This is a genomic window from Actinoplanes lobatus (genome assembly GCF_014205215.1).
In the GTDB taxonomy this organism is placed as follows: Bacteria; Actinomycetota; Actinomycetes; order Mycobacteriales; family Micromonosporaceae; genus Actinoplanes; species Actinoplanes lobatus.
This window is the reverse complement of the sequence record NZ_JACHNC010000001.1, coordinates 172597-186854: the sequence shown is the minus strand read 5'-3', so window position 1 is coordinate 186854 and position 14258 is coordinate 172597. Positions and strand designations below refer to the sequence as shown.

The window sequence follows — 14258 nt, the reverse complement described above, 5'->3', positions numbered from 1 at the left end:
TCACCCGGAAGGTTGAGAGTGAAAGTTCCGACGAAGCGGGCATTCGCTGCGCATCGTCGTGGCGCTATGTGGCGTACTGGTGACGGAAAGCCCTTTCCTGCACGGTGCGATAACCCGTACGAGCGGCTCCCGTGACCGAACAGACGGTAATGATGCGCAGGTAGATCGCCATGTGACGGGTCGAACTGGTGACCGATTGGGACTAACATCCTCGCCGTCGATGGGGGATGCTCGGAGTCCGATGGTGGGCCCGACTCGCCTGGCGTCGGGCGGCATGGCGGTGCGGTCCGGCGATCTTCTCGAAGCGCGCATGTGGGGGCACATGAGCACGACGGACCTGCCCGGTTCGGGGCTGCTCGCCGGTCGATACCGACTGGTCGAGCGGCTCGGTGCCGGCGGGATGTCAGTGGTTTGGCGAGGGTTCGACGAAGTGCTGGGGCGGCAGGTCGCGGTGAAGGTCCTGCCGCCGTCGACGAGCGCGGACCCCTCGTTCCGGCGGAGGCTGCGCGCGGAGGCCCAGGCCGCCGCGCGGCTGACGCATCCCAATATCACCAATGTGTACGACTACGGCGAGGCCACCACGGTGGATGGCGAGCCGGTGCCCTATGTCGTGATGGAACTCGTCGACGGTGAGTCCCTGGCCGCCGTCCTGGCCCGCGTGCGGATGCTGAAGTGGCCGACCGCGGTGCGGATCTCCGCGGAGGTCGCGGCGGCCCTGGCGGCGGCACACGCCCGCGGCATCGTGCACCGCGACGTCACCCCGGCCAACGTGATGCTCACCCCCAGCGGCGCCAAGGTGGTCGACTTCGGCATCTCGGCCCTGATCGGGGAGAACGACACCGACCCGGACGGCAGCCTGATGGGCACCCCGGCCTACCTGGCGCCGGAGCGCCTGGAGGGCGGCGTGGTCAGCCCGGCCACCGACGTCTACGCGGTCGGCCTGCTGATCTACCGGATGCTGATCGGCCAGCTGCCGTGGGACGTCGGCACCACCACGGCCCTGCTGCGCGCCCATCAGTACACCGAACCCGACCCGCTGCCGCCGGTCGACGGCCTGCCGTCCGGGGTGGAGGCGCTGGTCGCCCGCTGCCTGGAGAAGCATCCGGCGGACCGGCCGTCCAGTGCCGAGCTGGCGCACGTGCTGGCCGGCGCCTCGGCGAGCGCCCCGATGGTCACCTCCGGGTTCGAGGCGGGCTGGGAGGACGGCGAGGACACCTTCATCCTGCCGTCGGGGTACCCGTACTCCGGCTTCGGGCCGGCGGCCGCCGCGGCGGCGCTGGCGGCCGGTGAGACGACCGACCCGGACTCGCCCGGCCCGACCGTCCCCGCGGGCCCCACCGAGCCGTCGTCGAAGCCGTTCGAGAGGATGCCCGCCCGGGCCTCCTCGTCACCGCCGTTGCGGCCCGGCGCCGGTGGTCCACCGCCGGTCCCGTCCGGCGGCCGTCCCCCCAACCGCAACCACGTCCGGCTGCGCCGGGTCGTCGTGGTGGCCGGCACGGTCGCCGTGCTGAGCGGCCTCACCTACGGCTGGACGGCGATCGGCCAGTCCGAGAAGACCCCGGCCGGCGCGGCGACGCCGCAGCCCACCGTGGTGCCCCCGGCCGGTCAGTGCGTGGTGAGCTACGCCGTCTGGTCCGACACCGGCGGACGGTTCAAGGCCCAGGTGACGCTCGCCAACCGGGACGACACCCCGGTCGACGGGTGGAACCTGTGGTTCCTGATGAACGGGGACCAGACCCTCTCCGGCAACGGGAAGATCTCGCTCAGGCAGGATGACCGTGAGGTCCGGGTCGTCTCGAAGACCGTGATCGCCCCGCAGCGCACCACCACGATGCAGATCACCGGGCGCTACACCGAGAGCAACCAGGCGCCGCTGGTCTTCAAGCTCAACAACCAGACCTGCGAGACGTACGTGTCGTCCGAACCCGGCGAGCCGTCCCGCCCGGTGGAGATCCTCTCCGACGGTCAGGTGCGCCTCGGCGACCCGACCACCTCGCCCGGCATCTCGATCGGGCCCAGCGGCAGCGTGCACATCACCACCACGCCGGCACCGTCGCGGACCACCTCGAAGCCGACGGTCAAACCGGATCCGGGGACCAGCACCACGAAGACGACGGCTCCGGGCGGCACCGACCCGTCGGACACCATCGAGCCGTCGGTGCCGTCGTCCGAGGGCCCGTCGAACCCGGGCGGCGTCGTCGAGACGACCGGCCCGACCACACCCCCGCCCGCCCCGGGCACCTCCCTCGACGAGGAGTGCGACTCGGCGGATCCGGATTGCGCCGGAGGAACCGGGGGCGGATGACCGAAAGACGGGCCGTTCGGCCCGTTCGGCCCCGAAAACCACGGGCCGGCGAGCCGGCGACCGCGTTACGGTGAACGGGACCGACAGGCGCTTCTGCTCCACTCCGGTCATCCGGATTGCGGCATTTTGGCGCGGCGTGGCTGCCGGCCCATGTGGCACCCGAGTGGATGATGGGCGAGAGTCCGGCTACCACGTGGTGTCAGCCGATTTCAAGCAGGTCGTCGACATCGGGGAGTTCGACAAAATGTTCAGCACAGTGAAGGACCTGGCTGCCGAGGCGTTGTTCGTCTCGTATCTGCAGCCGTCCGAAAGCCCGACACGGGCGTCCGTGGAGCACGCGATCACCACGATGATCCTGCGCCACGGCAGTGACGGTTGCGCCGCAGGTGTGGCAACCGAGTTCGGCGACCACCCGGAGGCCGCGGTGCGGCGGATGGCGTGGGTGCACGCGGCGCTGGCCGAGGTGCTGGCCCCGCCGCGCATGCCGGTGCTGCACTGACGCCCACCACCCCCCTCGTTTTGCGAACCCGGCCGTGATCGCGGCCGGGTTCCGTGTTTAAACCTCGCTGGTCCGTGATGGTCCCCACCGGCCTGAGGTTTTTCATGAAAAAACTCCACAAATGCAACCGAGTTCGGCCGCCGCTGCACCCCACGGCGGCCACTGTTCTCCTTGTCAGCCGGTTTCATCAGCCGGTTAGCACCAGCGAGGAGGACTACGTGACCGCCACGACCGAACTCCCCGCCACCATCGGCACCGGACACGATGCGCCGTCGGCGCACGACATCGAGGACCTGATCCGCGAAAACATGCCGATGGTTGGCCATCTGGTCCGGGAGCTTCTCAACCGGGTGCCCGGCCATGTCCACGCGGACGACCTCTCGTCGGCCGGTTTCGCGGCCCTGCTCAGCGCCGCCCGCTCCTTCGATGTGACCCGTGGCATCCCGTTCCACCGCTTCGCCGCCGTCCGGATCCGGGGCGCCCTGCTCGACGAGCTCCGTGGACAGGACTGGGCCAGCCGATCGGTACGGGCACGGGCCCGGCGCGCCGCCACCGCACGTCAGGAACTCACCGCCGCTCTCGGGCGCACCCCCAGCGACGCCGAGGTCGCCGAGATGCTCGGCATCGGCATCTCCGAGCTGGCCAGCGTCGAGGACGACGTCCAGAAGGCCTCCCTGCTCAGCCTCCAGGGCTTTCCCACCGGAGCGGCTGAGGAGATGGTGCCGGAGACCTCCGAGGGGCCCGAGGACCTGCTGCTCAAGCGGGAACGCCTCGGCTATCTGCACCAGGCCATCCAGGCGCTGCCCGAGCGGCTGCGCCAGGTGGTGGAGGAGTCGTTCCTCCAGGAACAACCGCTGAGCGAGGTGGCCGCCCGGCTCGGGGTCACCGAGTCGCGGATCTCGCAGCTGCGCACCGAGGCGCTGCGGTTGCTGCGGGAGGGCCTCAACTCCTCGCTCGCGCCGGAACTGCTCACCGTGGCCGCGGGGGGACCACGGACGCGGAAGGGCTGTCTCCAGCGGCGGCGCAGCGAGTACTTCGCGAAGGTGGCCCAGCAGGGGAGTCTGCACACCCGGCTGGCGCTGACCGACAGTCACGGCGTGCCGATCGCGGTCGCCGCCTGACATCGCCGAACGGGCGCGGATCCGGCTACGCCGGCATTCCGCGCCCGTTACGCATTTCACATCTTCAATGGTTGGCCGGCAATAATCCGTTGCGGGCCGCGGCGGCCACGATCTGGGTACGGGACGAGGCGTCCAGAATCGTTCTGATCTCGGCGATCTCCCGTTGCACCGTGCGCTCGCTGGCCGCCACCCGGCCGGCGATCTGGCGATCGGTGGCGCCCTCGCAGATCAGCAGCAAAATCTGATGCTGTCGCTCGGTCAGTGCTCGCGACACGTCGAATCCCCCGTCGTCGTACACGAACTTCCCTGGTCATGGCCCTGAAGCCGGGAGTTGGCGGCTCCGATCGGCATCGGCGTCAGTCCATATCCGGCGTCACTATACGGCATCCTCGCGAACCCTCCGAAATCGACCGAGTGCCGTTGGTCAACCCGTTGTGATGGCGAAAACTCGCCAACATCTCCGGCGCTTATTGATCGTTCGGTCCGGGGGCCGCTAGCTTGGCCGGGCATCGATGCTCACACATCGGACACGGGGAGTGATTATGCGTAAGGCAATGATCGGCGTCGGCGCCGCGGTGCTGGCACTGGGTGGTTCCCTCGCGGTGGCCGTGCCGGCCAGCGCCCACACCGAGTACGGCGACTACCGGGGCACCGACGTCCGGATCCGGAACACGCCCTACACCACCGACAACGTGATCCACGGTCTCGGCCAGCCCGGCCACGGGACCGCGCAGTACTGCTTCAAGATCGGCTCCACGGTCAGCGGCAACCGCTACTGGCAGTACCACATGAATCGCCGGACCTCGGTGAAGGGCTACAGCTCCGAGACGCTTCTGACGGTGGTCAACGGCGAGATGTGCTGATCCCGCCACCGGCACGCGGGTAGCCGCGGGGCGCTACGCGGCGCCCCGCGGCTCAACCGTGCCGTGCGGGCCTCTGACACACCGATCGATCGACAGGAGCGTTACCACGTGTTCCACCCCCGCTGGGCCGCCGCACTCACCGGCCTGCTGCTCGTCGCCGGATGCGGCGGCGACCCGGAGGCGTCCGAGGGCGCGCCGCTGACCCCTCCCAGCATCGCGCCCGCCTCCGCCCTGCCCCAGGTGACGGACGGTGCGGCACGCGCGCTGCCGCTGATGGCGTACCGGTACTCGACCGAGCAGTTCGCCACGCTGGTCCGGGCCGACGGCCTGATCATCCAGCAGTGCATGCGGCGGCTCGGGTTCGCGAGCTGGCAGCCACCCGCCCCGCCCGCCGCGACCAAGGACTGGAGCACCGGCCTGCCGCTCGGCATCGTCGACGCGGCGCAGGCCGCCCAGTACGGCTACCACTCGCCGGAGGCGGTGCGGAAGCCGGTCGAACGCCGGACCGCCAGCTCGCAGGAGCGCCTGGAACGGGCCGTCCTGCTCGGCGACAGCGAGTTCGGCGACCTGACCGGCAAGGACGTGCCGGAGGGCGGCTGCCAGGGCGAGTCCACCCGCAAACTGCGTGAGGGAGCGCCGAAGGCCGACCTCGAACTCGAGAGCCGGCTCGCCGACCAGGCCGGCAAGGCCACCCAGGCCGACGCCCGGGTGACCGGCGCGCTGACGGCCTGGAGCGAGTGCATGACCGCGGCCGGGCACCGCTACCGCACCCCGATGGAGGCCGCCGGCCAGGAGTGGGCCGCCACCCCCACCGCGGCCGAGCGCGCCATCGCGGTCGCCGACGTGCAGTGCAAGGAGAAGACCAAACTGGCGGAACTCTGGTTCGGCGTGCAGACCGGCTACGAGAACCAGCTGATCGCCAAGAACCGGACCGCGCTCGACGCCGGCCGGGCCGTGCTCGAAGCCGAGATCAAGCGGGCCGGCGAACTGCTGGCGTCCGGCGGGTGACCGGATCCGGGACCCGTTCACCGGCGGCGTTCACGGCGCTCCTGCTCGCCGCCGCGGTGGCCGGCTGCACCCCGTCCGGCGCCGCCGGGCCGCAGACCACGGCACCGGACGCGCCGCGGCCGCTTCCGGACGACGTGCGGGCGGCGTACGACGACTTCTGGGCGACCTGGATCGCGGCGAACGAGGACTCCGACCCGCGACTGCCGGCCCTCACCGAGCACGTCGCCGATCCGCTGCTCTCCACACTGCGCGCCAACCTGGAACTGGCCAGGGCCGAGGACCAGGTGAGCCGGGGTACGGTCGGGCACCGCATCGAGGGCATGGAATCCGACGGTGCGGACCGCCGTATCGTGGACTGCGTCGCGATCGGACAGTGGCTTCTGCACAGTCGTTCCACCGGCGCCCCGATCCCCGGCCAGCTCGCCGGCGACCGGGCCCAACTGACCGAGATCGTGTTCCGCCCGTACGACGGGCGGTGGAAGGCGACGAGCATGTACATCCTGGCGGACGAGTGCTGAATCCGTCCGACCCGGCGGCCACCCAGCGGATCGAGGTGCTGCCCACCGCGCCGCCCCCGGCCACGGGCGCCCGTCCGGCCCGCCGTCTGCTGCTCTACGCGGTGGTGGCCTCGGTGCTGGTCACCGTGGGGGCGCTGGCCCTCGCCACCCGGCTCAGGTCGCCCGCCCAGGTCGCCGCCGAGACCGCCGCCCCGCCGTCGTCGACGTTGACCGAGCCGGTGCAGCGCCGGGTGCTGACCGCCACGGTGGTGCTCCGGGGTCAGGTCGCCGCCGAGCAGTCGGTCGGCGTCGTGGCCCGCGGCAGCACCGAGGCGGCGCCGGTGGTCACCGCCCTCAAGGCCGGGCACGGGTCGAAGGTGACGTCCGCCCAGGTGCTCATGGAGATCTCCGGCCGCCCGGTGTTCGCGCTGCCGGGCGCCATCCCGGCCTACCGGGACCTGCGGCCGGGCGCGACCGGAAGAGACGTGGCCCAGCTGCAGAAGGCGCTGGCCTCGCTCGGCTTCGGGCGCGGCGGCGACGCCTCCGGCACGTTCGGCGCCGGCACGAAGTCCGCGGTACGGAGGTTCTACGAGTCCCGGGGCTACGAGCCGCTGCCCGCCAGCACCGAGGACGAGACGCTGCTCACCCAGGCCCGGGCCGCGGTGACCGCCGCCGAGCGGGCGCTGCGCGACGCCCGGCTGACCCTGCGGAACGCGCCCGCGGCGGACCGGGCCGCCGCCCGGATCGCCGTCGCCGACCGCAGGGAGGACCTCCTCGCGGCCCAGCGGGAGCGCGACCGGGTGGCCCGGCAGACCGGGCCGATGGTGCCGGCCGGGGAGACGGTGTTCCTGCGGGGCTTCCCGGCCCGGGTCGACAAGGTGTCCACATCGGTCGGCGCCGAGGCGAAGGACACCCTGCTGACCGTCTCGGCGGGCAAACTGGTCGTCCGGGGACAGCTCACGGCGTACCAGAAGGATCTGATCAGGCCGGGGATGCCGGTGGAGATCCTCTCCGAACTCAGCGGGACCACCGCGAAGGCCGTGGTGCGGACCGTGGCCGACAATCCGGCGCAGCCGGAGCAGGCCGGCGGCGAGGCCGCGACCGCCGATCCCACCCTGACCGGCTACGAGATGGTGGCCGGGCCGTCCGGCAGGCTCGACGCCGATCTCGCCGGCCAGGACGTCCGGCTCACCGTGACCGCCGCGTCCAGCGAGAGCGAGGTCCTGGTGGTGCCGCTCGCCGCGGTGTCGGCCGGAGCCGACGGCAAGACCTCGGTGACCGTCGTGGACGGCACGGCACGCCGGCGGGTCGAAGTGGTCCCGGGCCTGGTCGGCGACGGATTCGTGCAGGTCACGACGGTCGACGGGGCCGCATTGGAGCCGGGCGCGCAGGTCCTGGTGGGCACATGACGGCGCCGGTGATCCGGTTCGACGGTGTGGGGCTCACCTATCCGGGGCCGCCACCGGTGCCCGCGCTGCGACCCTTCGACCTGGTGATCGAACGCGGTGAGCTGGTCACCGTGGTCGGCCCGTCCGGGTCCGGGAAGTCGACCTTCCTGAACGTGGCCGGGCTCCTCGACCGGCCCACCGAAGGGCGCTACGAGCTGGACGGCATCGACACCGGCACGCTGCGGGACCGGGAGCGGACGTCGTTGCGCGGCCGGCGGATCGGGTTCGTCTTCCAGTCGTTCCACCTGCTCGACAACCGCAGCGCCGAAGAGAACGTGATGCTGTCGATGCTCTACCACCGGGTGCCGGCCGCGGAACGCCGCACCCGGGCCCGGGAGGCGCTGAGCCGGGTCGGCCTCGACCACCGGCGCACCGCGCTGCCGCGCACCATGTCCGGCGGCGAACGGCAGCGGGTGGCCATCGCCCGTGCCCTGGTGACCCGGCCCAGCCTGCTGCTCTGCGACGAGCCGACCGGTGCGCTCGACACGGTCACCGCCGAGGGCGTGCTGGTCATGCTGGAGGAACTGCACGCCGACGGCCTCACCATCGTGGTGATCACGCACGACCCGGCGGTGGCGGCCCGCGGCCGGCGGACCATCCGGATCCGCGACGGGGTGGCCGCGTGACCGGGAAGATCGAGCTGTCGTCGATCACCGCGCGGGACCTGATCGGCGAGGCGCTCGCCGGCATCCTCCAACGGCCCGGCCGGGCGATGCTCACCTGCCTCGGCACGGTCCTCGGAGTGGGCGCGTTCGTGGCCGTGCTCGGGCTCACCGCCACCGCCTCCGGACAGGTCGGCAGCCGGTTCAACGCGCTGGTCGCCACCGAGGTGACCGTCGAGGACTCCGGCAAGGCCGACCCGAACCTGGTGCCCACCCCGTTCCCGGTGGACGTGGACACCCGGCTCGCGCGGGTCAACGGCGTGGTCGGCGGCGGCGTCTACTGGCCGGTGCCGGCCGAGGGCGCCCAGGTCCGGGCCGCGCCGGTGGGTGTCGCCGCGGTCGGGCAGAACATTCCGGTGATGGCCGTGACACCGGGACTGTTCACCGCCGTCGCTCCGCGGATGACGGCCGGGCGGACCTTCGACGCGTACCACGAGAAGGCCGGGGCGCAGGTCGCCGTGCTGGGCGCCGGGATCGCCCGGCAACTCGGGATCACCTCGCTCGACACGCGGCCCGCGGTGTTCATCGGCGGGGTGCCGTACAGCGTCATCGGGATCACCGACCAGGTGCAGCGGATGCCGGCCCTGCTGCTGACCGTGATGATCCCATCCGGCTCGGCGCCGGTGATCGGCGCCCGGCCCGGCGAGGAACGGCCGAAGATGCTGATCGCCACCGAACTCGGCGCGGCCCGGCAGGTGGCCGCCGAGGTGCCGCGGGCGCTGCGGCCGGACGCCCCGGACACGCTCACCGTGCTGCCCCCGCCCGACCCGCGGGAACTGCGCGACGAAGTGGACGGCGACCTAGGCAGCCTCTTCCTCATGCTGGCCGGGGTGTGCCTGGTGATCGGTGCGGTCGGGATCGCGAACACCACGCTCGTCGCGGTCCTGGAGCGGGTCGGGGAGATCGGCCTGCGCCGGTCGGTCGGGGCCCGCGGGGTCCACATCGCCGCCCAGTTCCTCGCCGAGTCCGGGGTGCTCGGCGCGCTCGGCGGACTGTTCGGGTGCAGCATCGGCGTGGTCGCGGTGGTGGCGACCGCGGCGGTCAAGGGGTGGACACCGATCGCCGAACCGCTGACGGTGGCGGCGGCGCCGCTCATCGGGCTGGTGTCGGGAGTGCTGGCCGGGGCCTATCCGGCGTACCGGGCGGCGCGGATCGAGCCGGTCGAGGCGCTGCGCCGCTGAACGATCAGGACCACCCCGACGGCGGCCAGCCACAGGCCCCAGGCGGTGCTGCCGATCAGGCCGGCCGGCTTCCACACCGGAAGGCCGAACGGCGGCAGAGCGGGTCGAGGGCGGCCTGCACCTCGCGGATGTCCGCGCCGACCGCCGTGGCCAGCATGCCCGGTCCGGCCAGCGGCATCACCGCGGCGTTCGGGCCGGCCACGCCGGGCTCCGGGAGGCCGGAACCGGCGGCCACCAGCGTGCCCACCGCCCGGCCGCCGCCGAGCACGGCGGCGCCGTCCCAGCCCGGAGCCGCCGGCCCCACCGCGAGTTCGTGCCGGTAGAGGGTGACCCCGGCGTACCGGATCGTGGTGTCCGCCCGGACCGCGCCGGACGCCTCGCCGTGCCGCCCGCAGACCAGATCGTCACGCCAGAGCAGCGCGCCGCCGTCGGCGACCTCGACCCGGGTCACCGCGATGTGGTCGCACCCGGCCGCCGCGATCAGCGGTTCCGGCAGCCAGCGCAGCGTGCCCCCGGCCGCGACCGTCGCGGTGATCGCCAGCCGGGACGGCGGCCCCGGACGCCCCGGCAGAGCGAGCGAGGCCGCCACACTGAGCATCTCCAGCACGGCACCCGGCCCCACCTCGATGTCCAGCCGCAGGTCATCGCCGCGCAGCGGCCCGGCCGCCCCGCCGACCAGATGCACCGTCATACCGCCCGCGCCACGCGGCCCGGTGCGGCGCAGCAACAGCGGCGACTCACCCCTCAGCACCGCGAGCCGCGTTCCGCCCCGCCCGTCCGCCTCGGCCACGACGGTCGCGCTCGCCCGCATGAAGCGGCTCGCCCCCGCAAGCCCGGCCCCGGACACCATCGCGGGCCGGAGCCCCGGGACGGCGAGGTCAGGCACCGGCGACGGCGGTTCGGGTCGCCACCAGGGCGCGGATCCAGTCGGCCACCGGGGTGGCCTGCCGGTCCTCGGCCAGGGACAGGAAGACCGTCGGCAGGTCGTGACGCCGGGCCTTCGCGTCGCGGTCCATCACCGACAGATCCGCGCCGACCAGCGGGGCCAGGTCGGTCTTGTTGATGACCAGCAGGTCGGCGGTGGTGACACCGGGGCCGCCCTTACGCGGGACCTTGTCGCCACCGGCCACGTCGACCACGAAGATCTGCTGGTCGATCAGGCCCTTGCTGAACGTCGCGGTCAGGTTGTCGCCGCCGCTCTCCACCAGTACCAGGTCCAGTGGCCCGAGCGCCGCCTCCAGGTCCTCGACCGCGTCCAGGTTGGCCGAGATGTCGTCGCGGATGGCGGTGTGCGGGCAGCAGCCGGTCTCCACGGCCCGGATCCGCTCGGCCGGGAGCACGCCGTTGCGGAGCAGGAAGTCCGCGTCCTCGGTGGTGTAGATGTCATTGGTCACGACGGCCAGCCGCAGCTCCTCGCCGAGGGCCCGGCACAACGCCGCGACCAGGGCGGTCTTGCCCGACCCGACCGGCCCGCCGATGCCGACGCGCAGCGCCCGGGCGCCGGTGTGCAGCGGCTCGTGCGGGTCCACACCGGGCTCCGGGTGGGTGTGGGGGACCTCATCGGGGCCGTGTTCGTGCAGGTCAGGATGCAAAGAGACGCACCTCCCAGGTGGCGTGGTGCTCGGCGCCGATGTCGAGCAGGGGAGCGCCCGCGGCCGGCAGATCGTCGACCGGGTCGCCGTACCGTTCCGCGGCGAGCGCCGCGATCCGGTCACATTCGGGGGCGAGCCGCGCCAGAAGCGCGTGCACCGCGTACGGATCAAGACCGAGAAGCCGGACCGCCGCGCTGGCCGAGCCGGTGATCGTGCCGTGCGCCGCCGCGACCGCCGCCTCGACGGGCGAAAGCCCGGCCGCCGAGGCGAGCGCACCCAGCGCGACCGGCTGATGGGGTTCCCTCCCGACGTCCCTGAGCCGCCACATCGCCCGCCCGGCCCGCAGCAGCGCACGCCCCTGCGCCCGCGAGGCCTTCCGCAGAGCGGGCGACGGCGTCCGGGCATCGAGTCCGGCATCGAGTTCGGAGGCGCGCCCGATGTCGCCGCAGGCCGCCGCCGCGAACGCCGCCGACACGAGCCCGCTGGTGGCGAGCTTCCCGCGCAGAAAGCCGCCGAGCTCTCCGACGTCACGCACCCGCCCGGCAGCGATCTGCGGCTCCAGCCCGCCGGAGTGCGCGTGCCCACCGGAGGGCAGCCGCCCATCCGCGAGCAGCAACAACGTGGCCAGGCCGGCCATCAGAAGAGGAAGTAGCGCTGGGCCATGGGCAGCTCGGCGACGGGATCCGGCTCGATGACGGCGCCGTCGATGCGTACCTCGAAGGTGTCCGCCGAAACCTCGATCCGCGGCATCGCGTCGTTGAGCGGCATGTCCGCCTTGCCCACCGACCGGGTGTCGCCGACCGGCACCAGCGCCCGTTTGACGCCGATCCGGTCGGTGAGCAGCGCGTCGATGGCGGCCGGGGCGACGAACGCCAGGGACGTCTGGGCCGGGACCACACCGTACGCGCCGAACATGGGCCGCGGCAGCATCGGCTGCGGGGTCGGGATGGAGGCGTTCGCGTCACCCATCTGGGCGTACGCGATCATGCCGCCTTTGAGGACGAGCGCCGGCCGGACCCCGAAGAATGCCGGATCCCAGAGGACCAGATCGGCCAGCTTGCCCGGCTCGACCGAGCCGATCTGCGCGGCCATCCCATGCGCGACCGCCGGACAGATCGTATATTTCGCGACGTAGCGTTTCGCGCGGTTGTTGTCCGCGGCCCCATCGCCCGGCAGGGCCCCGGTGCGCGCCTTCATCACGTGCGCGGTCTGCCAGGTACGCGTGACGACCTCCCCGACCCGCCCCATGGCCTGCGAGTCCGACCCGATCATCGAGATCGCCCCGAGATCGTGCAGGTAGTCCTCGGCGGCCATGGTGGACGGCCGGATGCGGCTCTCGGCGAAGGCCAGATCCTCCGGTACGGCCGAGTTGAGGTGGTGGCAGACCATCAGCATGTCGAGGTGCTCGCTGAGGGTGTTGCGGGTGTACGGCCGGGTCGGGTTGGTCGACGACGGCAGCACGTTGGGGTGCGAGGCGACGGTGATGATGTCCGGCGCGTGCCCGCCGCCCGCGCCCTCGGTGTGATAGGCGTGGATGGACCGCCCGGCGATGGCCCGCAGGGTCTCCTCGACGAAGCCGGCCTCGTTCAGCGTGTCGGTGTGGATCGCCACCTGGACGCCGGACGCGTCGGCCACGCCCAGGCAGGCGTCGATCGCGGCCGGGGTGGTGCCCCAGTCCTCGTGGAGTTTGAAGCCGCCGGCCCCGCCACGCAACTGTTCCCACATCGACTCGGTGGATGTCGTGTTGCCTTTGCCGAGCAGCAGCACGTTGATGGGCCAGGCGTCGAGGGACTCCAGCATCCGGGCGAGGTACCAGGCGTTCGGGGTGACGGTGGTGGCCTTGGTGCCCTCGGCCGGGCCGGTGCCGCCGCCGATGATCGTGGTGATGCCGGAGGCCAGCGCGGTGTCCAGGATCGTCGGGCTGATCAGGTGCACGTGGCTGTCGATCGCCCCGGCCGTGAGGATCTTGCCGTTCCCGGCGATGATCTCGGTGCCCGGGCCGATGACCAGGCCGGGGTGCACGCCGTCCATGGTGTCCGGGTTGCCGGCCTTGCCGATGGCGACGATCCGGCCGTCGCGGATGCCGACGTCGGCCTTGACGATGCCCCAGTGGTCGAGCACCACGACGCCGGTGATGACGGTGTCCGGGGTGCCCTCGGCGCGGGTGGCGCGGGACTGGCCCATCGACTCGCGGATCACCTTGCCGCCGCCGAAGACGACCTCGTCTCCGGGCCGGGGCCCGGCGCTGCGGTCCTCCTCGATCTCGATCAGCAGGTTGGTGTCGGCGAGCCGGATCCGGTCGCCGGCGGTGGGTCCGTACAGGGCGGCGTACCGGCCGCGCGAAAGATGGCTCACCGCGGGCTCCCGTTGTGTTCGCCGTCGCCTTCGTCCTCGTCGAGGGAGCCGGCCGGCTCGATGTCGGTGGGGTCGGTCTCGGGAGCGGCCGGCGGCCGGTCGAGCGGTCCGCCGGCGAGGCCGCGCAGGCCGGGCACCACCCGTTCGCCGGCCAGCGCCACCAGGGTCACGTCGCGGGGGATGCCGGGTTCGAACCGGACCGAGGTGCCGGCCGGGATGGCCAGCCGGTGTCCCCAGGCGGCGGTGCGGTCGAACTCCAGGGCCGCGTTGGACTCGGCGAAGTGGTAGTGCGAGCCGACCTGGACGGGCCGGTCGCCGGTGTTGCGGACGGTCAGGGCCACCGTGGGACGGCCGGCGTTGATCTCGATGTCGCCGTCGCCGTACAGGATCTCGCCGGGGATCACGAGATCGGCCCGTGCACGGTGACGAGCTTGGTGCCGTCCGGGAAGGTGGCCTCCACCTGCACCTCGGCCAGCATCTCGGGCACCCCGTCGAGGACGTCGTCGCGGGTGAGCACACGGCGCCCGGAGTCCATCAGCTCGGCGACGGTCCGCCCGTCCCGGGCGCCTTCCAGCAGGAACGCGGTGATGACGGCCGTGGCCTCCGGATAGTTGAGCCGCAGGCCCCGCTCGCGGCGGCGCCGGGCGACATCGGCCGCGACGTGGATGAGCAGGCGTTCCTGCTCGTGCTGGCTGAGGAACAAAGGGAACCTCCTGTTAGCGCTCCG

At 72.5% G+C, this 14258-nt stretch carries 16 protein-coding genes; 9 read left to right on the top strand and 7 right to left on the bottom strand.

Translation table 11 applies throughout. The annotated features are described in order from the left end of the window. The first annotated feature begins 322 nt into the window (after window positions 1–322). From BJ964_RS00795 to BJ964_RS00785, 3 genes are all read left to right on the top strand, one after another. Window positions 323–2305 (top strand): serine/threonine-protein kinase, encoded by a 1983-nt coding sequence (locus tag BJ964_RS00795; RefSeq protein ID WP_229807165.1) that lies wholly within the window; start codon window positions 323–325, stop codon window positions 2303–2305. 70 nt (window positions 2306–2375) lie between these two features. Next, complete coding sequence (locus BJ964_RS47635; protein ID WP_229807164.1) at window positions 2376–2804, top strand: hypothetical protein; 429 nt, start codon at window positions 2376–2378, stop codon at window positions 2802–2804. Window positions 2805–3022: 218 nt separating this feature from the next. Further along, window positions 3023–3925 (top strand): sigma-70 family RNA polymerase sigma factor, encoded by a 903-nt coding sequence (locus tag BJ964_RS00785; RefSeq protein ID WP_188118855.1) that lies wholly within the window; start codon window positions 3023–3025, stop codon window positions 3923–3925. A gap of 64 nt (window positions 3926–3989) precedes the next feature. Here BJ964_RS00785 and BJ964_RS00780 read toward each other — a convergent pair whose 3' ends face one another. Continuing rightward, window positions 3990–4223, bottom strand: a complete 234-nt coding sequence (locus BJ964_RS00780; RefSeq protein ID WP_188118854.1) for a helix-turn-helix domain-containing protein — start codon at window positions 4221–4223, stop codon at window positions 3990–3992. Window positions 4224–4467: 244 nt separating this feature from the next. On the opposite strand from BJ964_RS00780, the gene BJ964_RS00775 reads away from it, so the two are divergent. From BJ964_RS00775 to BJ964_RS00750, 6 genes are all read left to right on the top strand, one after another. Further along, the gene (locus tag BJ964_RS00775) at window positions 4468–4788 is read left to right on the top strand and encodes a hypothetical protein (protein WP_188118853.1); all 321 of its coding nucleotides are present in this window, start codon (window positions 4468–4470) and stop codon (window positions 4786–4788) included. 108 nt (window positions 4789–4896) lie between these two features. After that, complete coding sequence (locus tag BJ964_RS00770; protein WP_188118852.1) at window positions 4897–5796, top strand: hypothetical protein; 900 nt, start codon at window positions 4897–4899, stop codon at window positions 5794–5796. After that, window positions 5793–6314, top strand: a complete 522-nt coding sequence (locus BJ964_RS00765) for a hypothetical protein (RefSeq protein WP_188118851.1) — start codon at window positions 5793–5795, stop codon at window positions 6312–6314. The genes BJ964_RS00770 and BJ964_RS00765 overlap by 4 nt, the downstream gene beginning before the upstream one ends. Further along, on the top strand, window positions 6308–7702 hold the full coding sequence (locus BJ964_RS00760) for a peptidoglycan-binding domain-containing protein (protein WP_188118850.1): 1395 nt from the start codon (window positions 6308–6310) through the stop codon (window positions 7700–7702). The genes BJ964_RS00765 and BJ964_RS00760 overlap by 7 nt, the downstream gene beginning before the upstream one ends. Beyond that, entirely contained in the window at window positions 7699–8367 is a 669-nt protein-coding gene (locus tag BJ964_RS00755; protein ID WP_188118849.1) for an ABC transporter ATP-binding protein, read from the top strand. The genes BJ964_RS00760 and BJ964_RS00755 overlap by 4 nt, the downstream gene beginning before the upstream one ends. Beyond that, window positions 8364–9584, top strand: a complete 1221-nt coding sequence (locus BJ964_RS00750; RefSeq protein ID WP_203832662.1) for an ABC transporter permease — start codon at window positions 8364–8366, stop codon at window positions 9582–9584. Before BJ964_RS00755 ends, BJ964_RS00750 begins: the two co-directional genes overlap by 4 nt. 55 nt (window positions 9585–9639) lie before the next feature. On the opposite strand, the gene BJ964_RS00745 is transcribed toward BJ964_RS00750, so the two are convergent. From BJ964_RS00745 to BJ964_RS00720, 6 genes are all read right to left on the bottom strand, one after another. Then, the gene (locus BJ964_RS00745) at window positions 9640–10395 is read right to left on the bottom strand and encodes an urease accessory protein UreD (protein ID WP_188118848.1); all 756 of its coding nucleotides are present in this window, start codon (window positions 10393–10395) and stop codon (window positions 9640–9642) included. A 67-nt stretch (window positions 10396–10462) separates the two neighbouring features. Next, on the bottom strand, window positions 10463–11176 hold the full coding sequence (gene ureG / locus BJ964_RS00740; protein WP_188118847.1) for an urease accessory protein UreG: 714 nt from the start codon (window positions 11174–11176) through the stop codon (window positions 10463–10465). Continuing rightward, window positions 11166–11813 carry an urease accessory protein UreF gene (locus BJ964_RS00735; protein WP_188118846.1) on the bottom strand — a complete coding sequence of 216 codons (648 nt, stop codon included), beginning with the start codon at window positions 11811–11813 and terminating at the stop codon, window positions 11166–11168. Before BJ964_RS00735 ends, ureG begins: the two co-directional genes overlap by 11 nt. Next, a complete protein-coding gene (locus BJ964_RS00730) occupies window positions 11813–13531 on the bottom strand; it encodes an urease subunit alpha (RefSeq protein ID WP_188118845.1) in 1719 nt (572 codons plus the stop codon). Before BJ964_RS00730 ends, BJ964_RS00735 begins: the two co-directional genes overlap by 1 nt. Next, entirely contained in the window at window positions 13528–13935 is a 408-nt protein-coding gene (locus BJ964_RS00725) for an urease subunit beta (RefSeq protein ID WP_188118844.1), read from the bottom strand. Before BJ964_RS00725 ends, BJ964_RS00730 begins: the two co-directional genes overlap by 4 nt. After that, window positions 13932–14234: an urease subunit gamma gene (locus tag BJ964_RS00720; protein ID WP_183215291.1), complete on the bottom strand. Its 303-nt coding sequence runs from the start codon at window positions 14232–14234 to the stop codon at window positions 13932–13934. The genes BJ964_RS00725 and BJ964_RS00720 overlap by 4 nt, the downstream gene beginning before the upstream one ends. Window positions 14235–14258: the final 24 nt, after the last annotated feature.

Coding starts and splice junctions, on each gene's coding strand:
- BJ964_RS00735 (WP_188118846.1), bottom strand. CDS start 11,813: ATGGCCGGCCTGGCCACGTTGTTGCTGCTCGCGGATGGGCGGCTGCCC.
- BJ964_RS00755 (WP_188118849.1), top strand. CDS start 7,699: ATGACGGCGCCGGTGATCCGGTTCGACGGTGTGGGGCTCACCTATCCG.
- BJ964_RS00745 (WP_188118848.1), bottom strand. CDS start 10,395: ATGCGGGCGAGCGCGACCGTCGTGGCCGAGGCGGACGGGCGGGGCGGA.
- BJ964_RS00795 (WP_229807165.1), top strand. CDS start 323: ATGAGCACGACGGACCTGCCCGGTTCGGGGCTGCTCGCCGGTCGATAC.
- BJ964_RS00775 (WP_188118853.1), top strand. CDS start 4,468: ATGCGTAAGGCAATGATCGGCGTCGGCGCCGCGGTGCTGGCACTGGGT.